The organism is Nocardia sp. NPDC059240 (assembly GCF_042753865.1).
In the GTDB taxonomy this organism is placed as follows: domain Bacteria; phylum Actinomycetota; class Actinomycetes; order Mycobacteriales; family Mycobacteriaceae; genus Nocardia.
On record NZ_JBHZAC010000007.1, the window covers coordinates 288,744 to 312,765 of the forward strand.

The 24,022-nt window shown below is 68.9% G+C and carries 23 protein-coding genes; 11 read left to right on the top strand and 12 right to left on the bottom strand.

Annotation, left to right across the window (positions count from 1 at the left end; genetic code table 11):
* Window positions 1-50: 50 nt before the first annotated feature.
* The gene (locus ACFXHA_RS26435) at window positions 51-911 is read left to right on the top strand and encodes a LuxR C-terminal-related transcriptional regulator (RefSeq protein WP_379361239.1); all 861 of its coding nucleotides are present in this window, start codon (window positions 51-53) and stop codon (window positions 909-911) included.
* Window positions 912-954: 43 nt separating this feature from the next.
* On the opposite strand, the gene ACFXHA_RS26440 is transcribed toward ACFXHA_RS26435, so the two are convergent.
* Both ACFXHA_RS26440 and ACFXHA_RS26445 read right to left on the bottom strand, forming a co-directional pair.
* Window positions 955-1,302 carry a ribosomal subunit interface protein gene (locus ACFXHA_RS26440; protein WP_379361240.1) on the bottom strand — a complete coding sequence of 116 codons (348 nt, stop codon included), beginning with the start codon at window positions 1,300-1,302 and terminating at the stop codon, window positions 955-957.
* A gap of 149 nt (window positions 1,303-1,451) precedes the next feature.
* Window positions 1,452-1,883, bottom strand: coding sequence for a winged helix-turn-helix transcriptional regulator (locus ACFXHA_RS26445; protein ID WP_379361242.1), 432 nt, complete (start codon window positions 1,881-1,883; stop codon window positions 1,452-1,454).
* 54 nt (window positions 1,884-1,937) lie between these two features.
* On the opposite strand from ACFXHA_RS26445, the gene ACFXHA_RS26450 reads away from it, so the two are divergent.
* The gene (locus ACFXHA_RS26450) at window positions 1,938-2,456 is read left to right on the top strand and encodes a PaaI family thioesterase (RefSeq protein WP_379361244.1); all 519 of its coding nucleotides are present in this window, start codon (window positions 1,938-1,940) and stop codon (window positions 2,454-2,456) included.
* Here the strand turns inward: ACFXHA_RS26450 and ACFXHA_RS26455 are convergent.
* On the bottom strand, window positions 2,453-3,661 hold the full coding sequence (locus ACFXHA_RS26455; RefSeq protein WP_379361246.1) for a glycosyltransferase: 1,209 nt from the start codon (window positions 3,659-3,661) through the stop codon (window positions 2,453-2,455). The two genes, ACFXHA_RS26450 and ACFXHA_RS26455, sit on opposite strands and share 4 nt — an antisense overlap.
* A gap of 232 nt (window positions 3,662-3,893) precedes the next feature.
* Between ACFXHA_RS26455 and ACFXHA_RS26460 the strand changes: the two genes are divergently transcribed.
* The 4 genes from ACFXHA_RS26460 (at window position 3,894) to ACFXHA_RS26475 (ending at window position 8,685) form a co-directional block, all read left to right on the top strand.
* Entirely contained in the window at window positions 3,894-6,071 is a 2,178-nt protein-coding gene (locus ACFXHA_RS26460; protein ID WP_379361248.1) for a germacradienol/geosmin synthase, read from the top strand.
* Window positions 6,072-6,116: 45 nt separating this feature from the next.
* On the top strand, window positions 6,117-7,025 hold the full coding sequence (locus ACFXHA_RS26465) for a polyprenyl synthetase family protein (protein WP_379361250.1): 909 nt from the start codon (window positions 6,117-6,119) through the stop codon (window positions 7,023-7,025).
* A 347-nt stretch (window positions 7,026-7,372) separates the two neighbouring features.
* On the top strand, window positions 7,373-8,248 hold the full coding sequence (locus ACFXHA_RS26470; protein ID WP_379361252.1) for a hypothetical protein: 876 nt from the start codon (window positions 7,373-7,375) through the stop codon (window positions 8,246-8,248).
* Window positions 8,245-8,685, top strand: coding sequence for a hypothetical protein (locus ACFXHA_RS26475; RefSeq protein WP_379361254.1), 441 nt, complete (start codon window positions 8,245-8,247; stop codon window positions 8,683-8,685). Before ACFXHA_RS26470 ends, ACFXHA_RS26475 begins: the two co-directional genes overlap by 4 nt.
* Before the next feature lie 78 nt (window positions 8,686-8,763).
* On the opposite strand, the gene ACFXHA_RS26480 is transcribed toward ACFXHA_RS26475, so the two are convergent.
* The gene (locus ACFXHA_RS26480) at window positions 8,764-9,576 is read right to left on the bottom strand and encodes an SAM-dependent methyltransferase (RefSeq protein WP_379361256.1); all 813 of its coding nucleotides are present in this window, start codon (window positions 9,574-9,576) and stop codon (window positions 8,764-8,766) included.
* A 106-nt stretch (window positions 9,577-9,682) separates the two neighbouring features.
* Here ACFXHA_RS26480 and ACFXHA_RS26485 point away from each other — a divergent pair, with 106 nt between their 5' ends.
* On the top strand, window positions 9,683-10,858 hold the full coding sequence (locus ACFXHA_RS26485) for a cytochrome P450 (RefSeq protein WP_379361258.1): 1,176 nt from the start codon (window positions 9,683-9,685) through the stop codon (window positions 10,856-10,858).
* Here ACFXHA_RS26485 and ACFXHA_RS26490 read toward each other — a convergent pair whose 3' ends face one another.
* Window positions 10,859-11,572, bottom strand: coding sequence for a phosphatase PAP2 family protein (locus ACFXHA_RS26490; RefSeq protein WP_379361260.1), 714 nt, complete (start codon window positions 11,570-11,572; stop codon window positions 10,859-10,861).
* A 108-nt stretch (window positions 11,573-11,680) separates the two neighbouring features.
* Here ACFXHA_RS26490 and ACFXHA_RS26495 point away from each other — a divergent pair, with 108 nt between their 5' ends.
* Window positions 11,681-12,391, top strand: coding sequence for a response regulator transcription factor (locus ACFXHA_RS26495; protein ID WP_379361616.1), 711 nt, complete (start codon window positions 11,681-11,683; stop codon window positions 12,389-12,391).
* On the opposite strand, the gene ACFXHA_RS26500 is transcribed toward ACFXHA_RS26495, so the two are convergent.
* Window positions 12,317-13,723, bottom strand: coding sequence for a sensor histidine kinase (locus tag ACFXHA_RS26500; protein WP_379361262.1), 1,407 nt, complete (start codon window positions 13,721-13,723; stop codon window positions 12,317-12,319). The genes ACFXHA_RS26495 and ACFXHA_RS26500 overlap by 75 nt on opposite strands.
* Window positions 13,723-14,316: a TetR/AcrR family transcriptional regulator gene (locus tag ACFXHA_RS26505; protein ID WP_379361264.1), complete on the bottom strand. Its 594-nt coding sequence runs from the start codon at window positions 14,314-14,316 to the stop codon at window positions 13,723-13,725. The genes ACFXHA_RS26500 and ACFXHA_RS26505 overlap by 1 nt, the downstream gene beginning before the upstream one ends.
* A gap of 114 nt (window positions 14,317-14,430) precedes the next feature.
* Between ACFXHA_RS26505 and ACFXHA_RS26510 the strand changes: the two genes are divergently transcribed.
* Window positions 14,431-15,234, top strand: coding sequence for a class I SAM-dependent methyltransferase (locus ACFXHA_RS26510; RefSeq protein ID WP_379361266.1), 804 nt, complete (start codon window positions 14,431-14,433; stop codon window positions 15,232-15,234).
* Window positions 15,235-15,269: 35 nt separating this feature from the next.
* On the opposite strand, the gene ACFXHA_RS26515 is transcribed toward ACFXHA_RS26510, so the two are convergent.
* The 4 genes from ACFXHA_RS26515 to ACFXHA_RS26530 form a co-directional block, all read right to left on the bottom strand.
* Window positions 15,270-16,652: a condensation domain-containing protein gene (locus ACFXHA_RS26515; protein ID WP_379361268.1), complete on the bottom strand. Its 1,383-nt coding sequence runs from the start codon at window positions 16,650-16,652 to the stop codon at window positions 15,270-15,272.
* A 420-nt stretch (window positions 16,653-17,072) separates the two neighbouring features.
* A complete protein-coding gene (locus tag ACFXHA_RS26520; protein WP_379361270.1) occupies window positions 17,073-18,149 on the bottom strand; it encodes an amidohydrolase family protein in 1,077 nt (358 codons plus the stop codon).
* Window positions 18,150-18,218: 69 nt separating this feature from the next.
* Window positions 18,219-19,670 carry an FtsW/RodA/SpoVE family cell cycle protein gene (locus tag ACFXHA_RS26525; RefSeq protein WP_379361272.1) on the bottom strand — a complete coding sequence of 484 codons (1,452 nt, stop codon included), beginning with the start codon at window positions 19,668-19,670 and terminating at the stop codon, window positions 18,219-18,221.
* The gene (locus ACFXHA_RS26530) at window positions 19,667-20,866 is read right to left on the bottom strand and encodes a hypothetical protein (protein WP_379361274.1); all 1,200 of its coding nucleotides are present in this window, start codon (window positions 20,864-20,866) and stop codon (window positions 19,667-19,669) included. The genes ACFXHA_RS26525 and ACFXHA_RS26530 overlap by 4 nt, the downstream gene beginning before the upstream one ends.
* On the opposite strand from ACFXHA_RS26530, the gene ACFXHA_RS26535 reads away from it, so the two are divergent.
* Window positions 20,865-21,809 (top strand): Rieske 2Fe-2S domain-containing protein, encoded by a 945-nt coding sequence (locus tag ACFXHA_RS26535; RefSeq protein ID WP_379361276.1) that lies wholly within the window; start codon window positions 20,865-20,867, stop codon window positions 21,807-21,809. The genes ACFXHA_RS26530 and ACFXHA_RS26535 overlap by 2 nt on opposite strands.
* A 3-nt stretch (window positions 21,810-21,812) precedes the next feature.
* Here the strand turns inward: ACFXHA_RS26535 and ACFXHA_RS26540 are convergent, their stop codons facing one another.
* Window positions 21,813-22,712 (bottom strand): LysR family transcriptional regulator, encoded by a 900-nt coding sequence (locus ACFXHA_RS26540; RefSeq protein ID WP_379361278.1) that lies wholly within the window; start codon window positions 22,710-22,712, stop codon window positions 21,813-21,815.
* 115 nt (window positions 22,713-22,827) lie between these two features.
* On the opposite strand from ACFXHA_RS26540, the gene ACFXHA_RS26545 reads away from it, so the two are divergent.
* Complete coding sequence (locus ACFXHA_RS26545; RefSeq protein WP_379361280.1) at window positions 22,828-24,021, top strand: FAD-dependent oxidoreductase; 1,194 nt, start codon at window positions 22,828-22,830, stop codon at window positions 24,019-24,021.
* Window position 24,022: the final 1 nt, after the last annotated feature.

Sequence of the window (24,022 nt, forward strand, 5' to 3'; positions counted from 1 at the left end):
TAGGATCTACGTCACACCCAGCCCCGACCACCCCCGAAAGGGGTTAGCCGATGACTCCGGACGGCGACGGATTGCTCCGCCCGAGCGATGGTGACGCGCTGCGCGCGGAACTACGCTCGCTCGCGGCCCTGTCCAAGCTGCCGGTCGTCTTCGGCGGCGAGGTGCACGCGGGCACGCTGGTACTCAGCGAATTCGTCGGCACCCGCACCAACGGTATGCGCGGACTGTCGGTCGCGCCCAGTTCCGGATTGGGCGGCTCGGCGGTCGCCACCGGCAAACCGCGCTCGGTGGCCGACTACCGCTCGGCCTCGACCATCACCCACCATTACGACGGCCCGGTCCTCGGGGAGGGGCTGCGTGCGGTGGTGGCGGTGCCGGTGGTGCTCAACGGCCAGGCGCGGGCGGTGCTGTACGTGGCCAACCGGGATTCCGGGGTGATCGGCGACCGCATCGCCGACGAGATGGTGCAGGCCGGCCGGCGGCTCGCGACCGAACTGGCGATTCGCGACGAAGTGGACCGACGCCTGCGGCTGTCCTTCGCTCGCGAGGCCATGACGAGCGCCAACACCGTTGTTACCGAACAACTTCGGGACCTGCACGCGGAACTGCGGGGAATCACCCAGGTGGTAGCGGATGCGGCGGCGCGCTCGCGCCTGCGTGACGTGACCGAGAAACTTGCCCGGTTGGTATCGGGGGTCGCGGCCCCGGACGATGCGGTGACCCTCGCGCCGCGGGAATTGGACGTGCTCGCCGTAGTCGCCCTGGGATGCACGAATCTGGAAGCGGCGCAGCGTCTCTCGGTACGACCGGAAACGGTCAAGAGCTACTTGCGTAGCGCCATGACCAAACTCGGTGCCCACAATCGCCACGAGGCGGTCGTGCGAGCACGCCGCCTCGGGCTATTGCCTTAGATCACTTCTCTCTCAGGGGGTTTCAGGGGCTTGCCCCTGAGTTTCAGTCCGCCACCAAGTGGCGGATAGTCTCCCCACCCTTGGCGTGGTGGAGTCGTCCGAATTTGCTGTCGAGCAGATGAGCCATGCTGTCCGCGGCTCCGGTGTAGGCGTCCTCGACGGTGGCGGCGCGGTGCGTGGTCGCGACCGGCGGCTGGCCTTTCGGCCGCGCTTCGAGGGTGCACTTCTTGTCTTCGGAACCGCCCTTGTGGCCGTTCACATCGGTGATGTGGGCTTCGACCCGGGTGAGGTGATCTGCGAATCGATCCAGTACCGAAGCGATGGTGTCCGTTGCTTCCTGGGCGATCGCGCCACCGCCGACATGCTTGTCGGCGAAGACCTGGATTTGCATGGCATCTCCAATCTCTCGGAATAGCCGAGAACTTGCTGACACCTCCGACATTACCTGTTCTTTACGGGTTTCGCCGGTCGTGAATGTCACCTTCGTTACCCATGTCATGAAAGGTAATGTGGCAAGCGAGCTTTGCGCGTGGAGCGTCCCTATCTCGGGGTCGCCGTGAGTTCGCGGCCGGTGTCCTCGAGGTGATGGCCCGCGGCACAGCACAGGGTCGCCCGGACCGGCTCGCCGCACTCGGTGTGGGTGATCGCCAGGGGTGGTCCATCCGGTCCGGCCAGATGCTTGTCACCCCATTGCATGAGGGCGGTCAGCACCGGCTGCAGTTCCCGCCCGGCCGGGGTGAGTCGGTACTCCTGGCGGGTGCGCGCGCCCGGTTCGCGATAGTCGACGCGCTCGAGAATGCCGGTCTCGACCAGGGTTCGTAGTCGCCGCACCAGCACCGCGCGCGGTGCGCCGGTGGCATCCGCGATGGCGTCGAAGCGCCGCACGCCGAGGAATACCTCGCGCAGGGCCAGCAGCGACCATTGCTCGCCGATCAGTTCCAGGGTGGCGGCCACCGAACAGTTCCGTGCCATCCGTCGATTCTACCTAGGTTCGCAATGTGAACTCAGAGTGTTAGGGTCATGGCTATGACGAGCATCGATGTGCCCGACTCCTGGGGCGAAGCGCGCAGCAAGACCGTGCAGTGGTTCGACCCCAAGGTCGGACTGGAGGCCGCGGTCGGCAAGACCGGCCTGGAGTACCTCACGGCGATGATGAACGGGGAGATTCCGGGCGCGCCGATCGGCGGGCTGTTCAATATGCGGCCGATCGAGGTCGCGCCGGGCGACGTCGTATTCACCTGTGCCCCGGACGAATCCATGTACAACCCGATCGGAATGGTGCACGGCGGCGTGGCCTGCACGCTGCTGGACTCGGTCGCGGGCTGTGCCGTGCACACCACGCTGCCGGCCGGGGTCGGCTACAGCTCGATCGAGATCAAGGTGAACTATCTGCGGCCCATCCACGCGCACACCGGTGAGATCCGCGCGCACGGCTGGGTCACCAAGCCGGGGCGGCGTGTCGCCTTCGCCGAAGCGGATCTGCGCGACGCCGACGGGACGCTGCTGGCCACCGCCACCAGCGCCTGCCTGATCATGGGCGGCTAGCGGGTCGCCAGATCCAGTACGGTCAGCGCCAGGTGCTCGGCGGCCAACGGGTGGCCCAGAGCCTTGGCGGCGGCGGAAACGGCTGCGCGGGAGTCGGATTCGGTGAGCAGTTCGGTGAGCGCGGTGCGCAGGTTGCCGACCGTGGCATCCTCGCCCACCAGGGCGCGGGCGGCATTGTGGTCGGCCAGGATGCGGGCATTGCGGATCTGCTCGCCACCGACGGAATGCGGGTAGGGGATCAGCACCGAGGGCTTGCCGAGGGTGGTGAGCTCGGCGAGAGTGCCTGCGCCGGAACGGGATACCACCACATCGGTGAGCGCCAGCACATCGGGGAGCTCGGGGCCGATGAACTCGCGGACCAGGTAGCGGCCGCGCACCTCGTCGGGCAGGGTGGCCGCGTGGTCGCGGACCTGCTCGAAGGACAGTCGCCCGCACTGGTGAATCACGTTGGCCTGCAGGAGAAGTTCGGGCAGCAGCTCCCGGATCAGGTCGTTGATCTGTACCGCGCCTTGCGCGCCGCCGGTGATGTAGACCGTGGGCAGGCCGGGGGTGTAGCCGTCCCAGTCCAGTGCCTTGACCGCGGCGGCCGGATCGCCCGTGGTGAGCGCGGGCCGAATGGGGTTGCCGGTGACCAGGGCCCGGTCCCGGACCTTCGCGGGGAGCATGTCGATGGACGCCTCGGAGCTGAGCGCGATGCGATCGGCCATCCGGGCCAGCAGCAGATTGGCCTTGCCGATGCCGGTGGTCTGCTCGTGGATGACCAGGGGCCGGCGGCGCAGCGCCGCGGCCATGCCGATGGGGGCGCACACGTAGCCGCCGGTGCACAGCACGGCGTCGGGGCGGAAGGAGCGCACCACGCCCTGGGCGGTGACGACGCTGATCGGGACGCGCAAGGCGTCCCGGGCATTGTCCTTGTTGAGCATTTTGAGCGGATTGCGGTCGCGGCGAAGCTTTCCCGCCTTGATGCCGGTGAAATCGACGTCGTTCTCGCCCGCCACCCGCTGCTCGAGGCTGTCGGGCACGCCGACCCACAGCACCTCGGCGCTCGCCCCGGCCTCGGCCGCCAGATCCCGCAGCGCGCGCACCGCCGCCACGGCCGGATAGGTGTGCCCGCCGGTGCCGCCACCGGCGACGATCACGCGGACCCGGCCACGGGCGCCCAGTCGCTGCAGAATCGGGGCGCGGTCGGCGGCGGGATTCGACATGGACGATCCTCCTGGGGCGGGTGGCGTGTGGACGGGCAGCGCCCAGGCTATCCCGGCCGGGGCCCCGAGGGCCGGTCCGGGAGGTACCGGTCGGTCGGAGAAGATTGCGAGGTGTTGGCGAGACGGCGACCTGCCTCTACCATGGTTGTGACGCTGATCACGTTGTCGCAGTGAGAGTTCTGACCGGATCTCCCAGCCCGATCTCCCAGCCCCCAGCGAGAGGGCCCCCGAGTTGAAGCCCTTCACCCTGCCCGATTTCTATACCCCGCACCCCGCCCGGCTCAATCCGCACTACGAATACGCGCGCGTGCACTCCGCCGCATGGGCGCAACGGATGGGCATGCTCGGCGAGCTCGGGGTCGACGGCAGACCCATCTGGGACGCCGAGAAATTGGACCGCATGGGCTACGCGCTGCTGTGCGCCTACACCCATCCCGACTGCGACGCCGAGACTTTGGCACTGCTCACCGAGTGGTACATCTGGGTCTTCTACTTCGACGACTGGTTCCTCTCGGAATACAAGTCCACCGGCGATCGTGGCGCGGCCACCGGCTACCTGGGCCGGCTGGAGCTGTTCATGGGCGAACCCGGTTGCCCCGCACCGGAACCCGGGACACCCTCGGAAGCCGGACTGGCCGACTGCTGGGCGCGCACCATCCCGGTCATGTCGGCGGGCTGGCGGGCGCGCATGCGCACCTCCACCCACAACCTCATGGTCGAATCCCTGTGGGAGCTGGACAATATCGCCCGCGACCGGGTGGCCAACCCCATCGAGTACATCGAGATGCGCCGCCGGGTGGGCGGCGCGCCCTGGTCGGCGAATCTGGTGGAGTTCGCCTGCGGCGCGGAGGTGCCCGACCGCTTCACGTCCGAGCGGCCGCTGCGGGTGCTGTGCGAAACCTTCTCCGACGCAGTGCATCTGCGCAACGACCTGTTCTCCTACGAGCGGGAGGTCCGCGTCGAGGGGGAGAACGCCAATCTGGTGCTGGTGCTGGAGCGTTTCCTGGGTCTGTCCACCCAGGCCGCCGCCGAACTCACCAACGACATGCTCACCTCGCGGCTGGACCAGTTCGAGGACACCGCCGAGATCGAGGTGCCGCAACTGTTCGCCGAACGCGCGGCCACCCCGGCCGAACAGCTCGCGGTGGTCCGCTATGCCACGGGTCTGCAGGACTGGCAGGCCGGCGGGCACGAATGGCATCTGCGGTCGAGTCGCTATATGAACAGCGGTGTCTCACGGGGCCCGACCGGACTGGGTACCACCGCGGCCAGGCTCGCGCCCGGCCTGCGCGTCCGGTTCAATCAGCAGACCCCGCCGCCGCGCACCCCCGGGCCGTTGCCGGTGCGGGGGCTGTCGATGCCGTATGCCGTCGCGGTCAATCCGCATGTCGCACTGGCCCGCGCGGATGTACCGGACTGGGCGGCCCGGGTGGGGCTGCTGGATCCGGTGGTGGGGTGGACGGCGGAATCGCTGGCCGCCGCCGATTTCGCCGCGCTCATGGCCATGGTCGATCCCGAGGCCGAGGCGGCGGAACTGGTATTGCGCACCCGCTGGTGCACGTGGGGGACCTATGCCGATGATCTGGCCACCCGGGTGTTCCGGGCTGATCCGGTCGCCGCGCGAGTCCAGTTGCGGCGCTTGCCGCTTCAGCTGGGCGACACCGCACCCACGCCCGTCACCCCGCTCGAACTCGGACTGTCACAACTGTGGGCCGATACCGCTGCCGGGCTCGACGACGAACGCCGGAATCGATTGCGCGCGGCCCTGATCGAACTGTTCGAGGGCTGGGAGTGCGTGCTGGACAACGAGCTTCGTCAGCGGCTGCCCGATCCGGTCGACTATCTCGAACTGCGGCGGCTGACCGCGGGCGGCCCGCTGTTCCGCGCCCTGGATACCCCCGGCGCGCCCGATATCGATTCCGGCCCCGATCTTTCCGGCTCCGATCTTTCCGGGCTCGACGACTCCAGTATCGTTCGGCAGCTGGAGAATTCGGCGCACGATTATGCAGCTCTCGTCAATGATCTCTATTCGTATCAGCGGGAGATCGAATTCGACGGCGAGTTGCACAATCTGGTGTATCTCACCCAGTCGTTCCTGGGTTGCTCGCGCGAGCGGGCCGCCGATATCGTCGTCGATCTCGCCAATGAGCGGCTGCGGCAATTCGAATTCATTGTGCGCGACCAGCTTCCCGGATTCTTCACCGATTACCGACTGCCCGATGCGGTGCGTGCCGCGACCGTCGACCATGTCGAGCGGCTGCGCCACCATATGGCGGGAAATCTGCACTGGCACACGCTGACCGGTCGCTACACCGAGCCCACCCTGCGGGCCGCGGTGCGCAAACCGGTGATCGGCGGCCTCCGGGGCGCCTTCGTCAGCGTGCTCGCCGATCGGGCGGCCCGGCGCTGAGGGCCGGCGCGCCCACGAATCCGCAGCAGTTCACTGGAGGTTGCCATGAGTTCGTCGACAGCGGCCGATCCCGCCTTCTCCCGGCCGGAAGGGCGGTCCGGCACGGCAAGCGGAGCCCAGGACCGCACCCGGCAACTGCTGAGCCGGGCGCGGCGGCTGACCACACCGCTCATGCGGACCGCCGTCGACACCCTGCCCGCGGAACTGCGTTTGATGGCCGGATATCACCTGGGCTGGTGTGAGGCTGACGGCACCGTCGCCGCCGGGGCGGCCGGGAAGGGCTTGCGGCCCGCGCTCGTGCTCGCCGCGGCCGCCGCGGCGGGCGGCTCATCGGACGCGGCCCTGCACGCGGCCGCCGCGGTCGAGATGGTGCACAACTTCACCGTGATCCACGACGAGGTGATGGACCGCGATGCCGTCCGCCGCGGCCGCCCGACGGTGTGGCGGTTATGGGGTGCCGATGATGCGGTGCTGGTCGGGGACGCGCTGCACAGTCTGGCGATCTGGACGCTGGCCGAAGCACCCGACGCCGCGCTCGCCGGGATCGCCCGGCTCGAGGACGCGGTCATCGAATTGTGCCTGGGGCAGCATCACGAGTGCGCGCACGAGACCTGGGCCGTGGCCGGTCTCGACGCCTATCTGGAAACGCTGCGGCACCGGGCCGCGGTGCTGTTCGGCTGTGCCTGCGCGATGGGTGCGCTGTCGGCGGGCGCGCCGTCGGAGGTCGTCGCGGCCATGGACCGATTCGGCCGCGAGCTCGGCGTCGCCGTGCAGTTGAGCCTGGATCCACCGTCCGGCCGGGCCGCCGAGTTGATCGCGCGGGCGGGTGGAAAGGCGTGGGCCCGAGCGGAATCCGGGCGGCGGGTGCGGGCGGCCGCGAGTTTGCTGGCTGGGCGTCCGGCCGAGGATCTGCTCGCACTGGCGGACGGCCTGGTGGGGTGCGCGCGCCGGTAATCAATTCGACCGGGCGGTTCATATTGTGCCGCAATCCTTTTCCCGGCGACCGGTGTCAAGCGCGCTTAACCGTCGTGGACGCGTGTTGCGGATCGCTTGCGCTGGTGATGCTCGTTTCCGTGATCGCGGCCGCGGGCCCCGCCGTGCAACGCCGTGGGACTTAAGTAATCGATTCGCCGGAGACCATTGCTCCAAAACCGGTGGGCTGACACGATATGCCCCGCACGGTGAACCGGAACGAGGCGCTTCACCGTCGAAATATCAACCAGGCGTGCCACTTTCGCATTCGGATATCTTCCGGCTGCGCAAACGCCTTTATTCGCCATGCCTATTCCCAGGAGTTCACCATGACTACGGGAGCACTCGCCGGACCCGGCCGACCTGCAGCGGCCGAACCCTGGCGATTGTCGGCACTGGGCCGGGAATCCGCGAGGGAACTGGTCCAGGAATTGGCACAGGCCGCGGTCACCACGCGCACCGGGGTGCTGCGGGTGACCGGGGATCCGGGCGGGGACCTCCATGTCGTCCACGGGCTGGTGGTCACGGTGGATTCGCCCGGCGCGCCCGGGGTGCGTGAATTGCTCGCGCGCCCCGGGCGTATTTGCACAGGGGTGGCCGACCTGCGCGTGGTCGCCACAATGGCCGCGGTGGACGGCTGTTTCGCCATCGCCTCGGGATGGATCGGCAGCTGCTTCTGGCAGGACCTGCCGGTCGATGCGACCGATCCCGAGGCGATGGCCGGCCCCCGCGTGGTTTTGCCGCCGGTGCCCGGCGTCGAACCCGGGTGGCTGCTGCTCGAGACCGACCGGCGCCTGTCCGCGCTCGGCCACGGGCGCGTCTCCCCGCACCGCAATCACCTGCTGCTCACCGAGCGTGGGCGGGCGCTGCTAAGCACGCCCGGCAGCGGTCGACGGCGCGAGATCCTGCTGTGGGCCAACGGCCGCCGCAGCTGCCGGGATATTGCGAAGTTGTTGTGCCGCAGCCTGTATGCGGTCACCGTCGAGGTGGTCCGGATGCTCGACGACGACCTGCTCGGCATCGCGCCGGTGGTGGCCGAACCGCCGCCGGAGCCGATCGAACCGCCGCGCCCCGGCCGCTCCCTGCTGCCCCGCCGCCGACGCGGCGCCAGCGGCATCAACGACACGCTCCCGCCCTGCCCCCCGGTACCCGCGCCGCGCGGCCAGCGTGCCCTCACTCCCAGAAGAACAGAGAGGACGCAATGAATTCATCGAGCGGAGCCGGCTCACCCGGCAGCATGACCGATCGGGTGGCGACCCTGGTCAAGGTGCTGCGGTCGGAGGTGCCCGATTGCGTCGCCGCGGGAGCCATCGACATGTCCACCGGCATGCTGCTGGCGGTGGAGACCGTCGACAACCATCCGCAGGAGGTGCTCGATCTGCTGGCCGCCGCCACCCTGGAGCTGTTCCAGGGCCGCAATGTGGTGATGATCGAGAACATCTGGAAGGAGCGGCGCGGAATCCGGCTGGAACGCCACTACTTCCAGGAGATCCTGGTCAACAGTGACAATCTCACCCACCTGTTCTGTCGCACCGAGAGTCGCGAGGACGTGGTGATCGTCGTGGTGTGCCGCAAGACGGTCAATGTCGGGATGCTCTTCGCACAGACCCGCCGCGTGCTCAAGGATGTCGGCAGGCTCTGACGTTTCTGACGGCATCCGGGCGGGGACGGGTCGTGGGCGCTGGAGGCCCACGGCCCGTTCGGCATTCGAGGGGATCGATCAGGGAATGCGGGCTACCCCGCCCCACATGCTGACCGCTTCGGGGCGCGGATGCGGGCGATACTCCTCGGGCCGCCACAGGGTGACCGCGGTGATGCCCGGCGGCACCGGTTCGAAACCGTCGAAGAACTTCGCGAACTCGGTCCCGGACCGCAGCCGGAACGGGACGCCGCTGCGCTGATTGGCCTCGGTCGAGCGCGCCAGGTCCTCTTCGTCGAGGTAATCGCTGGTGGCGTGCGACATCACCAGGAAGCTGCCCGGGGCCAGCGGTTCGGTGAGCTGCCGGATCAGCTCGTAAGGGTGATTGTCGTCGGTCATGAAGTGCATGACCGCCACCACCATGAGCGCGATCGGCTTGCTCAGATCGAGGGTGGCCAGCAGATCCGGGTGGCTCAGGATGCGTTGCGGATCGCGCAGATCCGCGTCGAGGTAGGCGGTGCGGCCCTCGGGGGAGCTGTCGAGCAGGGTGCGGGCGTGCATCAGCACGATGGGGTCGTTGTCCACGTAGACGATGCGGGATTTCGGTGCGATGCCCTGCGCGATCTCGTGCACATTGCCCGCGGTGGGCAGGCCGGTGCCGATGTCGAGGAACTGGCGGATGCCCGCCTCGGCGGTCAGGTAGGCGGTGGCCCGCCGCAGGAAATTGCGGTTCTCCACCGCGGCCAGCTGTACCGTCGGGAAGGCCTCGGCCACCGCGTCCGCGGACTCGCGATCGGCGGCGAAATTGTCCTTACCACCCAGCCAGTAGTCGTACCGGCGGGCCGGGTGCGGCTTGCTGGTGTCGATGCGCGCCGCCGCGGGATCCGAGTTCACTACGCTCCCAATTCTTTTCGGCTACTGTCTCACAGTGTCAGCTCCAGTTGCGGACCGGTAGCGGCCAGGCCCGCCACCGCTCCGTGGCCTTGCCGGAAGGTTCGTCATGTTGCGCTACAGCCCATTCGATTTCGACGTCCATGCCGATCCGTACCCCCACTATGCCAGGTTGCGTAGCGAGGCCCCGGTTTACCGCAATGCGGACGACGACTTCTGGGCCTTCTCGCGCCATGCCGACGTGCTCGCCGCGCTGCGCGACTCCGACCGATACTCCAGCCGCAACGGCCTGCGCATGGAACCCGCCTTCTGGGGACCGCAGGCCGAACAGTTCTTCTCCTTCGTCGCCATGGACCCGCCCAAGCACACCCGCCTGCGCGGCCTGGTGACGCGCGCGTTCACCGCGCACCGGGTGCAGTCGCTGCAGCCGCGGCTGCGCGAGATCGCGATCGGCCTGCTGGAACCGCTGCTGGAGCGCGGCAGTTTCGACCTGATGGCCGAATTCGCCGGGCCGTTCCCTACCGAGGTGATCTCGGAACTGGTCGGGGTGCCCGAGGGCGATCGCGAGATGCTGCGCAAGCTCGGCATGGAGATCATGTACACCGACGAGGAGTCGACCGATCTGCGGCCCGAGGCCATGCAGGCGATCGGCGCACTGGTCGGCTACTACACCGAACTGACCATCGAGCGGAGCAAGTCGCGGCAGGACGATCTGCTCTCGGGTCTGCTCGACGCCGCCGACGGCGACGACCGGCTCACCCCCGAGGAGATCGTCGGGGTGCTGATCCTGCTCATCGGCGCGGGCATCGAGACCAGCATGCTCACCTTCGGCAATGCCTGGCATGCCGCGGCGCTGCATCCCGAGCAGCGTCGCGCCGCGCTCGACGGCCGCATCGACGACTGGATCGACGAGGCGATGCGCTGGGATCCGGCCACCCAGGCCCAATTGCGCACCACGACCGAGCCTTTGGAACTGCACGGTGTCGCGATTCCCGCCGACGCCCGCATCCTGTTGCTCACCGGCGCGGCCAACCGCGACCCGGAGGTCTTCGCGAATCCGGACACCTTCGATCTGGATCGCGACACCTCCGCGTCGCTGGTCTTCGGCAGCGGCCGTCACCATTGCCTGGGCTCCAATCTGGCGCTGCTGGAACTGCGCACGGCGCTGACCGAAATCGCTTCCCGCGTCTCCGATTTCGAGATCGACCCGGCAGGGCTGGTGCGCATCCACGCTTCCAACAACCGCGGCTTCGCCAGCCTGCCGACGACGGTCACGCTGCGCTGATCAGCGCAGCGAACTCGGCAGGCGGTCGGTGACCAGGCGCGTCTGTGACCGCAAGGTCAGGCAGATCGTGAGCCAGCAGGCGCCGATGAGCCAGCCCGCCAGGATGTCGGTCGGCCAGTGCACGCCCAGGTAGAGGCGGGACAGGCCGACCGCCACCACGAACACGGTGGCGACGGCGATCAGTAGGACGCGGGCGATCCGGTGTGCGAGTCGCGGCAGGATGACGGCCACCAGGATGCCGATCACCACGGTCGAGCCGAGGGCGTGGCCGGACGGATACGAGTGATTGGTCTCGGTGACCAGGTGGTCGATCACCGGGGGCCGGTCGCGGCCGATCAGAAGTTTGCCGAAGTAGGTCAGCAGACCCGCGCCCGCGGCGGCCACCGCGACCAGGACCGCCTGATCCCAGTACTTGCGCCAGGCCAGCAGCACGCATGCCACGAGCGAGTAGACGGCGACCGTGGTGGTGTCGCCCGCCGCGCTGACCGCCTTCGCGATCGGGGTCAAGGTGTCGTTGCGATGGTCGATGAACCATTGCAGCCAGGCCGAATCCGGTCCGGCCGGGCCGTTGTACCAGATCACCACACAGGTCAGGACCAGAATCGCGGCCGTCAGCGCGAGCGCGACGAGCACGCCGGCGAGCATGCCGTCTTCGGGGTCTTCCATCCGGGTCGTCGTGGGCGCTTCCTTCGATGCGGGTGGTGAGGACAACATGCCATCGAGGTTGCCACGGTATCGCTGAGAGAACGTTGAGAGCCGGACAACGGACTGGACCGGACGGTCGGGCGCGCCGCCGGCGGGTGATCGGGCATGCTGGTGGCCGTGCGGGTGCTGGTGGTCGAGGACGAGGAGCGGCTGGCGCGGACGATTCAGCGCGGGCTCGAGCTCGAGGGGTTCGTGGTACAGCTCGCGCACACCGGGCCGGACGGACTGTGGGCGGCGAGCGAGGACGCCTTCGATGTGATCGTGCTCGACATCATGCTACCGGGACTCAGCGGCTACGAGGTGCTGCGGCGATTGCGGGCCCGCGACGTGACCACGCCGGTGCTCATGCTGACCGCCAAGGACGGCGACTACGAGCAGGCCGACGCGCTCGATCTCGGCGCGGACGACTATCTGACCAAGCCGTTCTCGTTCGTGGTGCTGATCGCGCGCCTGCGGGCGCTGCTGCGGCGGCGCAGCCCGCAACGGCCCGCGCTGCTGGCGGCCGGAGACCTGGTGCTGGATCCCGCGCGCCGCACGGTCCGACGCGGCGACACCCTGCTCACGCTGACCCCGCGCGAGTTCGGGCTGCTGGAATTCCTGCTGCGGCACCAGGGTTTGGCCCTGACCAAGTCCGAGATCCTGCGCAATGTGTGGGACGCCCACTACGACGGGCCGGAGAACGTGGTCGAGGTCTACGTCGGGTATCTGCGCAAGAAGATCGATGTGCCCTTCGGCCGCACCAGCATCGAGACGCTACGGGGCGTCGGCTACCGGATGATCGACGCCGGTGGGCAGGGCGATGACGAATCGGGCCCCGCCCCACGGTGATTCGCCGATCGTGACCGAACCACCGTGCGCGGCCACGATTTCCGAGACGATGGCCAGGCCCAACCCGGAACCGCCGGTGGCGCGCGCCCGGTCGGCCGCGAGCCGCACGAAGCGGCCGAACACCCGCTCACGGTCGGCCGCGGGGATGCCGGGGCCGTCGTCGTCGACGATCATCCGGGCGAGGGCGCCGTCGCGCCGCACCGTGACGGCGACCGTGGTGCGGGCGTGCGCGGCGGCATTGTCGACGATATTGCGCAGTGCTCGTTCGAGTTTCGGGCTATCCCCGACGACGCGTACCGCGTCGATCTCGGACCGCACCGTGAGGCCGCCGCGCATGCGCAGTGCCAGTACCTGTTCGGCGGCCATATCGTCGAGATCCACATCACCGCCGCGCAATTCGAGCCCGTTCTCGTCGGCGGCGGCCAGGGTCAGTAGGTCGTCGATGAGCCGGCGCATGCGCTCGGTCTCCGGCAGCAATGTGCCGTCGATGAGTTCGGCGTCCAGCGTCTCCGGCCGGTCGCGCGCCAATTCCAGTGCGGCCGTGACCACTGCGAGCGGGCTGCGCAGCTCGTGCGAGGCGTCGCCGACGAAGCGCCGTTGCGCCTGATGCCCGGCCTCGACGCGGGCGAGCATGTCGTTCATGGTCTCGGCCAGGCGCGCGATCTCGTCGCGCGCCACCGGCACCGGGACGCGCTCGGCGAGTCCGGCTGCGCCGATCCCGGCGACCCGGCGGCGGATCTCCTCCACCGAGCGCAGCGATCGGCCCACCAGCAGATAGGTGGCCAGCGCGGCCGCCGCGACGACGATCGGCCCGCCCACCGCGACCAGCGCCGCGACCCGTTTCACCGCGTGCTCGGCGGGTTCGCTGTCGCCCCCGACCAGGACGAGGAAGTGACCGGTGGGCGTGGTGACCGGGCGGGCCGCCACCCGCAGGTCCTCGTCGTAGGGTGCGACCGGACGGCGGCCGCTGTCGGATTCGGCCACGGTCGCCGGATCCAGCAGCGGCGTCGCGTATTTCGGGTTCGACTCCCGGGCGATCGCACCGCGCGCGTCGATGATCTGCACCACCGCGATCTGTCCGGTCCCGTCGAACAGCGATCCGGGCAGGTCCGCGACCGAGCTGCGGGCCAGCTCGCTCGCGACGGTGTCGGCGCGAGTGGCAGCGGCGGCATCGGTCTCGCGCAGCAAAGAGCGGCTCAGTAGTCCGAGCAGCGCCCAGGCCGCCAGCAGCAGCACCGCGCCCACCGTCAGCGCGGCCGCGATGGCCGAGCGAATCCGCAACCCCCAGTGCGAGGGACGCAGCCAATCCGGGATCCGAGTCACGGCCCCCATCATGGGCCATCGTGCAGCAGGCCACGATTGACCAGGCCGAGGACCTGCGAGACCGCGGCGTCGATCTCGCGGTGGCTGGTCGGCAGCGACCCGTCGAGCAGCAGGGCGGCCAGGCCGTGCACGGCCGACCAGGCGGCAATGTCCGCGCCGGGGCGCAGCTCCGGGTCCATCAATCCGGCCGCGAGGGCCTCGTCGAGGACCTGTCCGAGGATGCGGTGCGGGTCGTCGGCGGGTTCGTCGGGCGCGGCCGGTGCGGTAGCCGTCCGGTTGCCGAATGCGGTGCGGAAGAGGCCGGTTCGGGTCAGCGCGAAATCGATGTAGGCCGTGCCGACAGCGTGCAACCGGCCGCGCGGGTCGTCGGTGCGGCCGATGCGGTCCCGCATCTCGGCGGCGAGTTCGGCGCGGGCGTGCCGGGATACCTCGGCCAGCAGCGCCTCACGATCGGCGAAGTGGCGGTAGGCGGCCGAATGTGAGACCCCGGCCGCGCGGGCGACCTCACGCAGGACCACGCGGTCGGGTCCGCCTTCACCGGCCAGCACCACGCCGGCGTCGATCAGCGCCGAGCGCAGTGCGCCGTGGTGGTAGGGGCTCATGGTCTCAGCATCGCACGCGGATGTTGACGGCGGTCACATAGGTGCGCATACTCGAAGATGTGACCAGTGGTTACTTTCTGGTCGCGGTCCCGACCTCGATCGGAAAGTGCTGACATGAACGACCTCTCGCTGGATTCCCCGTACTCGTCGGGCACCTCGCGGCTCGATATCGACAAGGCGCTGCGCAATGCCGGACGCGACCCGGACCGGCTACAACTCGCGGATCTCACCCTGGTGGAGGACTTCCACACGATGGGCCGGATCGCCACCGGCGCACTGGTGGAGCTGACCGGGCTCACCGCGCACAGCAGGGTGCTCGACGCCGGGAGCGGAATCGGCGGCACCGCACGCTTCATCGCGGACACCTACCGCTGTCGGGTCACCTCGGTGGACCTGACCGAGGACTACTGCGAGACGGCGCGCTGGCTCAATGCCGCGGTCGGTCTGGACGGGCTGATCTCGGTGCGGCAGGGGGATGTCACCGAATTGCCCTTCGGCGACCGTGGTTTCGACGTCGTCTTCAGCCAGCACGTGCAGATGAACATCGCCGACAAGGATGCGCTGTATCGGGAGGCGCATCGGGTGCTGGAAACCGGTGGGCTGCTTGCGCTCTGGGATATCACCGCCGGTGACGGCACACCCGGCTATCCGCTGCCGTGGGCAGATCGGCCGCAGCAGAGTCACCTGGTGACCCCGGACGTGCTGCGCGCGGCCGTTGAGCGTACGGGGTTCACGATCGAGGTGTGGGAGGACCTCACCGAGCAGGCGGGCGCGGTCATGCGGATGGTGCTGGCGGCACCACCGAATCCCGTTGGGCTGCAAGCCTTCGTCCCCGACTTCGCGACGAAGGTCGAGCACCTCGCGCAGGGTCTGAGCGACGGCAGGCTGCGGGCGGTGCGCTGCATCGCCAGGGCTTGACGGCTGCGGCCCGCGCCTGACCGGCACTTGCCCGGTTATCGCGTCCGGTGGGTCCGGCGGCTGCGGCGGCGCGGTTCCGGGTGCAGCAGCGGAGCGATCGGGCCCGCGTAGCCGGAGGCCACGAGTTCCACCATGGCGCTGAAGGTTTCGACGAATCGGGTCGCGGTGACCCGGTCGAACCGCGCGATCGGATACAGGAACGGCCCGGTGATGCCGGTCGGCGCGCCGGTGTGGTCGTAGTTTTCGGTGAGGCCGAATTCCAGATCGTGCTTGGCGCGGATGATGCCGGTCGGGAAATCGGTGATGGACATGCCGGTGGCGGCGGCCGCGGGTGGGGCGGCGTCGGCGCGCTGCAGGATGAGGGTGGCCTGGAACAGCGGGTGCGCCGGATCCTGCGGAAGACTGCGCAGCAACCGCGGATTCGGGGTGTCGGGATGCGCGAAAGCGGCCAACGCGACCTTGCGGACCTGGTCGATGAGGTCGTTCATATCGGTCGCGCGGTCCAGGCGGATGCGCAGCAGGACATCGTCGGCGAGATTGCCGACCAGGTCCGCGAGCAGCGGGTCGTCGCGGCCGGAGACGGCGGTCGCGACGGTCACGTCCGGGGACTTGGCGAAGGTGGCGACGCTGAGCGCGAAGGCGGTCTGCAGCAGCATGAACAGGCTCGCGCCGCCCTGCCGGGCCCGGGCCAGCAGGGCCGCGTGCAGCGTCGGGTCGAAGCGGATCTGGATGAGGTCGCCGGCGGCGTCGGTGCGCTCGGAACGCGGTCTGTCGTACGGCAGGTCGAGCGGGGTGGGGCGGCCGACGAGATTGTTGGCCCAGTAGCGCAGTTGATTGCTGGCCCGGCTGCCCGGATCGTCGAACGCGCCCAGGTACTCGTGCTTCCACAGCGTGTAGTCGATGTAGTCGACCGCCAGGGGAGTGAAGTTGGGTGCCCGGCGCGCGCAGCGGGCGAGGTAGGCGGTGACCAGGTCACGCAGCAGCGGCTGCATGGACGCGCCGTCCAGTGAGATGTGGTGGATCACCAGGGTCAGCACCACATCTCGGCTGCCGAGCCGGAAGATGCGGGCGCGGATCGGCAGCTCGGACCCGAGATCGAAGGCTCGGCCCGCGAATTCGGCGATGCGCTCGGTCAGCTCACCCGGGAAGCTGTCGACGACCTGGACCTCGACCCGTGCCACATCGGCGTCGAGGACCATCTGGATCGGTCCGTCGGCGGTCGCCGGATAGCAGGTGCGCAGCGGGGCGTGTCGCCGCACGACGTCATCGATGGCGGCGCGCAGCGCGAGAGAATTCACGATGGAGCCGCGAATTCGAAACGCGCGAGCAACATTCCAGTCAGCGGATTGCCCGCAGGCCGCCGCGTGCCACATGCGCTCCTGGGCGGGCGCCAGCGGAACGCGCGGCGAGCGCGGCATGCGCCGCAGCGGCGCGGGTTCCTCGACTATCCGCAGGAATTCTGTCGTATCAGCGGATTTCCGCCGTTGTAAAGGTCTTGTCCAGACAGCAATCGGCCCGACCATCGACGCCGCCCTCTCAGCATTCGAACGATGTTCACCCACCGCCCGAATAGCCCGGCAGCTCTGCGGAACGGCGATCCGGCCCACGGTAGCAACGGCATGGCAATTCCGCTTGCCGAGAAGTGAGACCCAGGTCACCCACACTATCCGCGGCGGCGAAAGCCCAGGAAGTTGGGGGCATTCGATGGCTCGAGTAGGCCGCTGGCCCATATCGGGCAGGTGTCCAGTCGGAGGCCGGCATGGCCGGACAAGATCAGGGAGCTATCACCGCGGAGAAACGGGCAGAATTCCGCGATGCGAGCTCCCTGATCATGAAATCTACAGTGCGACGGGGATTCCGGCGGACCAAACGCGGCGAATGGACTTCGTCGCGGTGATGTCGGCGAGGGGGTCGGCGTCCAGCAGCAGCAGGTCGGCACGCAGGCCGGGGGTGATCGCGCCGCGGTCGGTCAGGCCGAAGTGGCGGGCGGGCAGGGCGGTTGCGGCATTGAGGGCATCCGCGGTCGAGAGCCCGGCGCGGACCAGAAGCTCCAGTTCGTTGTGCAGGCTTTCGCCGAAAGCGGGGTTGCAGGGGACGCCGGGGGAGGCGTTGGCGTCCGTGCCCGCGAGGACGGGGATGCCCGCGGCATGCAGCGCGCCGACATTGGCGAGGGCGGCGGCGAACGCCTCGGGGACGCCGTTCGCGGCGACCATGCCCTCCATCATGGTGAGGGTCGGCACGACGGCGCGTTCCTCGGCGGCGATCCGCTCGACATCGTGTGGCGGCAGCGGGAATCCCGCGGGCACATGGGTGATGATGTCCACGCCCGCGTCCAGTGCCGCGGCGTACGCGCCCGGTGAGGCGGCGTGCGCGACGACCAGCAGATCACGCGCGTGCGCCTCGGCGACAACGGCTTTCGCGCACGCCGCGTCGGGACCGCCCTCACCGGGGGATTCGAGGATCAGCTTGATGTAGTCGGATCCGCTCGAATGGCGTTGCGCCACCATGGGTTCGGCCTGCTCCGCGCTGCGGATGATGACCGCGTCGCCGAGGAACTGGCCGTGCATGCCGTCGGCCCCGGCGACGCACATGCCCGAGCTGCGGACATCGGTGGTGCCGACGGTATTGCGCAGTCCGGCCACGATGGCGGGGTCACAGGTCATGTCCAGCGCCGTGGTGACGCCGAAAGCGGTGAATCGGGACGGGGTCTCGGCATCGGCGATGTGCACGTGGGCGTCGATGAAGCCCGGGAGCAGGAACGCGCCACCCGCGTCGATGCGCTCGGCCCCGGTGTCGTCGGTGCCGATCACCGCGCCGTCGATGACGACCGTGGTCGGTTCGCTGAAGGCGCTGCCGTCGAAGACTCGGACATTGTCGAGTGCGGTCCGGCTGACCGCTGGGTTCGGAGAGGTCACCCGGACCAGCATCCTCCGATTCGTGACCGCCGACAGCACAACGGGATTCGTACGCCGCTTTCCGGCGGGTCAGCGGCGGCGCGGCAGCAGGCGGCGCGAGACGTGTTCGGTCATGGCGTCGGCGAGCGGCGGGACCACCGGGACCGGCCGGGTGGGCGGCGGCGGGGCCGAGCGGGCATCGGCGGAGATGCGGATGAGCAGCGCCAGAATGATGTAGTTGGCCAGCAGCGAGGAACCACCGTAGGACATGAACGGGGTGGTGAGACCGGTCAGCGGAATCAGTTTGGTGACACCGCCGACCACCACGAACAGCTGCCAGCCGATGGAGAACGCCAGTCCGCCGCCGAGCAGTTTGCCGAAGGCGTCGCGGGTGGTCAGGGCGGCGCTGAAGCCGCGGATGCAGAGGATCAGGAACAGCGCCAGCACCGCGCCCAGGCCGATCAGGCCCAGCTCCTCGCCGATGGTGGAGATGATGAAGTCGGTCTTGGCGAACGGCACGTCCTGCGGCCGTCCGCTGCCCAGTCCGGTTCCGGCCAGCCCGCCGGTGCCCATGCCGAACAGGCCCTGCGAGATCTGATATCCGGTCGTGTAATACGTGGCGAACGGGTCCTTCCACACGTCCACCCGCACTCGCACATGCCCGAAAAGCTCGTAGGCGATGAACGCGCCGACCATGAAGAACAGCAGGCCGATGAGCAGCCACGAGGCCCGCCCGGTGGCGATGTACATCATGGCCAGCACGGTCCCGAACACCAACAGCGAGAAGCCCAGGTTCTTCTCGTAGACGAGCACGATCACCGCGACGAAGGTGACCAGCAGCAGCGGGGCCAGATCCCGCAGGCGCGGCATGGTCATGCCCAGGAAGCGGGTTCCGGCATTGGTGAACAGCTCGCGGTTGGCGACCAGGAAGGCGGCCACGAAGATGATCAGCGCCACCTTGGCGAACTCGCCGGGCTGAATCGAGAATCCGCTCAACAGGATCCAGCTCTTGCCGCCGTTGACCTCGCTGAAGCGCGACGGCAGCAGGGCGGGGATGAGCAGCGCGACCACCCCGGCCAGACCCATGGTGTAGCCGAAGCGCGCGGGTTTGGTGTGGTCGGGGACGAACACCAGCACCAGCACGAACAGCAGCATGCCCAGGCCGGTCCAGATCAGCTGATGCGCCGAATCCGAGGACGGAATGGCCTTGCCCGCGTTCTTGGCGGCGGTGGCCTCGGCGCGGTCGAGCCGGTCGATGAGAACCAGGCCGATGCCGTTGAGCAGCACCACGCACGGCAGCAGGACCGGGTCGGCGGTCGGTGCCCAGCGCCGGACGGCCAGATGCGACACCAGCACGAACACCGTGAAAACGGCCAGCGCGCGGATGCTCTGGGCGTCGAAGCCGTTGCCGGTGGCCGAGGTCATGGCCAGATAGGCGAAGGCCGTCAGGGCCAGTGCGGCCACGCACAGCAGCAGTTCGGCATTGCGCGGAACACGCCCCTTCGACGTCGCCAGGGCAGGGCTGTGCCGAAATGCGCTCACACCGAACAGTATCGCGTGCGGTAGCGGATGAGGAGCCAAAGCAGGAGGGCTTCGGCTATGGCGGTGAACACGGTGAGGAATTGGCTGAAATAACTCGCGAGTACGTTCACCAAGGTCAGCGAGATGATGCTGGACCAGATGCCCAGCCGGACGCCGATATCGGCGCGGCCGCGAATCCACGCCACCGCCGCCACCGCGCAGCCGATGCCGACCAGTACTTCGGCCACCGCCGCGATCCCCAACCCCACGAGCGCTTTCCAGCCGTGGTTCTGGGTGACGTCGAGGAAGTGATTGACCGCGGTCCACGGCGAATGCCATCCGGAGATGACGATGAGCGCCAGCACGAGCCGCAGCAGGGTCCACACGGCGTGGCCGATGAGCACGGTGATGAGCACGCCCGCCAGCACCGGGCGCGGCAGCAGGGCGTCCTCGGCGCGCCGGTAGGCACTGCTCAGCCGGGCGAAGCGGGACGGCACCGCGCGTTCGTGGGTGGTGCGCAGGTAGGTGTCGAGGGCGTCGGCCAGGGCGACGGTGTCGGGGGTGAAGCCGCTGCGGTCGATAGTGCCGAGGGTGTCGAGCAGGGTGTTGCGCTGTTCGACGGTGATCGGGCTGCCCAGGTCCATCGCGACCTGACCGGTGACGTCGGCCAAAACCAGGGTGGGCGGGCGTTTTCGGTTGCGGGCGGCGTAGCGGGCGACCAGCACGATCAGCAGGAAGGCCAGGTAGATGATGGGCGCGGCGAGCGGGAAGAAGTAGTCGTTGTCGGAGGTGATGAACTTGCCGACCTCGTCGATGAACAGGCCCAGGCCGACTCCGGACAATGCCGCGGCCGTGTTCAGCGCGGCCCGCCCGGCGAACAGGAACATCACCAGGCACGCGATGACCAGCAGCAATCCGCCGAAGAGCGCATGCGCGATGTGATAGGTCTTGCCGCCGATCTTGGGATAGCCCGAGGCCATCAGATACAGCCGGGTGATCACCACCGTCAGGCCGAAACAGACGGCCATCACCGTCACCAAGCGGCCGGATCCGGGCCGCCATCTCATCGTTGCCATGCGCTCGCCGAACACGATCTCCACCGTGACACAGATGCGACGGTCGCGGGGATCGAACCGGATCAGGTGCTGGGTCGTTTCACCGACATCGGCGTGCCGAGTAATCGTGGTCACGGCGTGGCGAGCAATCGAGGTCACCATGGGTGTCGATCAGGTAGGGCGGAGAGAGATCGTCGTCGCGGCGGGGGTGGTGATGGCGGCGGCCGCGTGCACGAGTCAGCGCGCGGCCTCGCCACCTGCCGCCTCCACCTCCGCCGCGGCGGCCACCACGACCACGGCCGCACCGCCCACCACGACCGTGGCCCCGCCGCCCTCGACCACGGAAGCGCCTGCCGCGCAACCGGGTCCGGTGCCGTTGAACGGTACGGTCCTCGCCGGCACCTCGCAGGTTCCGGTCGGCGGCGGCGTGATTCTCGGCGATACCGTCGTCACGCAGCCGAATGCCGGTAGCTACCTGGCGTTTTCGACCGTCTGCCCGCATCAGGGCTGCGCGGTCAACGCCATCTCGGGCGGCGTCATCAGCTGTCCCTGCCACGGCAGCCAATTCGCGCTCGACGGCTCCCTGGTCCGCGGCCCCGCCACCCGTGGCCTGGCGCAACGCGAGGTGAATGTCCGTGACGGCCAACTGATCGCGGGCCCGGCTCCCGCCGCGCCGGTCGCCCCGGCAGCCGAACAGCCACAGGCGACCGAGCCCGCACCGGTGACCGTCACCGAGCCGGGCGCGCCCGACAATGCCATCGCTCGGACCGGTGATATCCCGGTCGGCGGCGGTGTGATCGTCGGCAATACGGTTGTGACGCAGCCGAATGCGGGCAATTTCGTCGGCCTCTCGGTGATCTGCACCCACCTGGGCTGCGCGGTCAACGATATTTCCGGCGGCACCATCAACTGCCCGTGTCACGGCAGCAAGTTCAACCTCGACGGCTCGGTGGCGGCCGGACCCGCCAGCCGTCCCCTGGACGGCCGCGACGTCAGCGTGCAAGGCGACTGGGTCGTCTCGGGAGCGGGCGACCCGAACGCCCCCATCCCGGCCCCGAAACCCTGGTGGTGCGAGATCATCCCGCCCGGCTGCCTGGGCTGCTGAGTCCTAGCGCTCCTCGGCGAACACGTGCGTGAGCGCCGCTGCCGTCGCCGACACGGTCGGGCTGGCGGTCGCGGTCTTGCGTAATACCAGCGCGAGGTGCCGGATGGTGGTGGGACGCAGCGGGATCGCGGTGACATTGCGGTGGATGTCGCGCATCAACAGCCGGGACGGCACGGCGACGGCGTCACCGGATTCGACATAGGCCGCCGAGAAATCGACGCTGCGGGAGCGGGCCACCACGTTCGGCGCGAAACCCGCGGCGCGGCACAGGGAGACCAGGAAGTCACACCAGGGTGTGGGCTCCTCGCACAGCACCCAGTTCTCCTCGGCCAGCTCGGCGATACTCAGTGACTCCCGCCCGGCCAGCGGGTGCCCGTCGCCGACCATGACGACCAGTGGATCGTCGAGGAGTGGAATTCGGTGCAGGGCAGCATCATCGGCGGGTTCCGCGTCGCCGAACGAGTCGACGACGGCCAGGTCGATCTCGCCGAGTTTCAACGCCCGCACGGCGTCGGGTGTCTCCCGTTGTTCCAGGTGCAGGGTGAGGTCCGGATGTCGCGCCCGCAGCCGGGCGACGGCGGGAACCGCCGCCGCCGAGGCGGTGGGCACACAGCTGACCCGTAGCGTGCCGGAGACGTTGCCGCGCAGTTGCTCCAGATCGCTTTCGGCGCGTTCGATATCGGCCAGGATCTCCTTGGCGGCGGTGACCAGCACGGCACCCGCCTCGGTGAGCCGGACCCGCCGGCCGAAGCGTTCCAGCAGCGGGGTCCTGGCCTCGGACTCCAAGGTCGCCAGCTGCTGCGACACCCCGGCCGGGGTGATGTAGAGCGCCTCGGCGACCGCCGCGATGGTGCCCCGCTCCGACAGCTCCACCAGCAGGCGTAAACGCCAGGGATGTAGCACGATTCCGAGCCTAACCCCGCAACCGTGAGGTTCCTGTGAACCGAAGAAATCCTTACGGTCGACGATGCGAATCCTTGCTGGATGCGGTCGGATTCCGCGCCCAGACTCGGTTTTCATGAGACACGCACTCATCATCGGCGCGGGCATAGCAGGCCCCGTCACAGCCATGGCCCTGCAACGGGCGGGCATCAGCTCCACCGTCTACGAAAGCCGTTCCGAGACAGCGGAAGCCGTGGGCGGCTTCCTCACCGTCGCCGTCAACGGTCAGGCCGCGCTGGAGGTCCTCGGGCTGCGGCACTGTCTCGACAGCGGATTCCCCACCCCCGACATGGCCATCACCAGCGGCGCGGGCAAGCTGCTGGCCGCCTTTCCCTACGGCCCGATGCTGCCCGACGGCCGCACCGCGCGCACCATCACGCGCAGTGACCTCTACTGCGCGCTGCGCGAGGAGGCGCTGCGCCGCGACATCGATATCCAGCACGACCGGCGACTGCTGGACGCGGTCTCCAACGGCGAGATGGTGCGGGCCTTCTTCGCGGACGGCAGCTCGGCGATCGGCGACCTCCTCATCGGAGCCGACGGCCTGCGCTCACGCACCCGCGAGATCATTTGCGACACTTCGCCACCGGCCCGCTACACCGGTCTGCTCAATACCGGCGGCTACGCGCGCGGCCTGCGCGTCCACACCCCGCCGGGGGAGCTGAACCTGATCTTCGGCCGGCACGCCTTCTTCGGCTACGTGGTGCATCCCGACAAGTCGATCTGGTGGTTCGCCAACCTCCCGGAGCGGATCGAGCCCACCCCGCAGGGCTTGTCCGCCATGGACATTCGTGATCGGCTCACCACCCTCTTCGCCCGTGACCGCGGGCCGATCCTCGATATCGTCGCCCACACACCGGATCTGGCCACCCCGTACGGCACCTACGATTTCCCGAGAGTCCCCGCCTGGTACCGCAACCTCATGATCATCCTCGGCGATGCCGCGCACGCCGCCTCACCATCGGCGGGCCAGGGTGCCTCCCTCGCGCTCGAGGATGCCGTCGTGCTGGCCCGCGCCCTCACCGAAAGACCCTCCATCACGGGCGCGTTCACCTCCTTCGAAGACCTGCGCCGCCCGCGCGTGGAGCGGGTAGTGGCCTGGGGCAGGAAGACCGGCGACAGCAAGGCGGCGGGCCCGGTCGGCCGCCTGATCCGCGACCACGTGATCTTCCCGCACTTCGTGGGCCGCAGGTCCGGAAGGGGGAGGGCCGACCCCCTCGCCTGGCTTTACGACTTCCCCGCCACCTGGGACGCCGTCCTCACCCACTGAA

What these genes read in the sequence shown, in the direction of transcription:
- ACFXHA_RS26435 (WP_379361239.1), top strand. Translation starts at nt 51, where the DNA reads ATGACTCCGGACGGCGACGGATTGCTCCGCCCGAGCGATGGTGACGCG.
- ACFXHA_RS26445 (WP_379361242.1), bottom strand. Translation starts at nt 1,883, where the DNA reads ATGGCACGGAACTGTTCGGTGGCCGCCACCCTGGAACTGATCGGCGAG.
- ACFXHA_RS26510 (WP_379361266.1), top strand. Translation starts at nt 14,431, where the DNA reads ATGAACGACCTCTCGCTGGATTCCCCGTACTCGTCGGGCACCTCGCGG.
- ACFXHA_RS26545 (WP_379361280.1), top strand. Translation starts at nt 22,828, where the DNA reads ATGAGACACGCACTCATCATCGGCGCGGGCATAGCAGGCCCCGTCACA.
- ACFXHA_RS26515 (WP_379361268.1), bottom strand. Translation starts at nt 16,652, where the DNA reads ATGCCGCGCTCGCCGCGCGTTCCGCTGGCGCCCGCCCAGGAGCGCATG.
- ACFXHA_RS26535 (WP_379361276.1), top strand. Translation starts at nt 20,865, where the DNA reads ATGGGTGTCGATCAGGTAGGGCGGAGAGAGATCGTCGTCGCGGCGGGG.
- ACFXHA_RS26490 (WP_379361260.1), bottom strand. Translation starts at nt 11,572, where the DNA reads ATGTTGTCCTCACCACCCGCATCGAAGGAAGCGCCCACGACGACCCGG.
- ACFXHA_RS26450 (WP_379361244.1), top strand. Translation starts at nt 1,938, where the DNA reads ATGACGAGCATCGATGTGCCCGACTCCTGGGGCGAAGCGCGCAGCAAG.
- ACFXHA_RS26440 (WP_379361240.1), bottom strand. Translation starts at nt 1,302, where the DNA reads ATGCAAATCCAGGTCTTCGCCGACAAGCATGTCGGCGGTGGCGCGATC.
- ACFXHA_RS26505 (WP_379361264.1), bottom strand. Translation starts at nt 14,316, where the DNA reads ATGAGCCCCTACCACCACGGCGCACTGCGCTCGGCGCTGATCGACGCC.
- ACFXHA_RS26500 (WP_379361262.1), bottom strand. Translation starts at nt 13,723, where the DNA reads ATGGGGGCCGTGACTCGGATCCCGGATTGGCTGCGTCCCTCGCACTGG.
- ACFXHA_RS26470 (WP_379361252.1), top strand. Translation starts at nt 7,373, where the DNA reads ATGACTACGGGAGCACTCGCCGGACCCGGCCGACCTGCAGCGGCCGAA.
- ACFXHA_RS26530 (WP_379361274.1), bottom strand. Translation starts at nt 20,866, where the DNA reads ATGGTGACCTCGATTGCTCGCCACGCCGTGACCACGATTACTCGGCAC.
- ACFXHA_RS26465 (WP_379361250.1), top strand. Translation starts at nt 6,117, where the DNA reads ATGAGTTCGTCGACAGCGGCCGATCCCGCCTTCTCCCGGCCGGAAGGG.
- ACFXHA_RS26485 (WP_379361258.1), top strand. Translation starts at nt 9,683, where the DNA reads ATGTTGCGCTACAGCCCATTCGATTTCGACGTCCATGCCGATCCGTAC.
- ACFXHA_RS26455 (WP_379361246.1), bottom strand. Translation starts at nt 3,661, where the DNA reads ATGTCGAATCCCGCCGCCGACCGCGCCCCGATTCTGCAGCGACTGGGC.
- ACFXHA_RS26475 (WP_379361254.1), top strand. Translation starts at nt 8,245, where the DNA reads ATGAATTCATCGAGCGGAGCCGGCTCACCCGGCAGCATGACCGATCGG.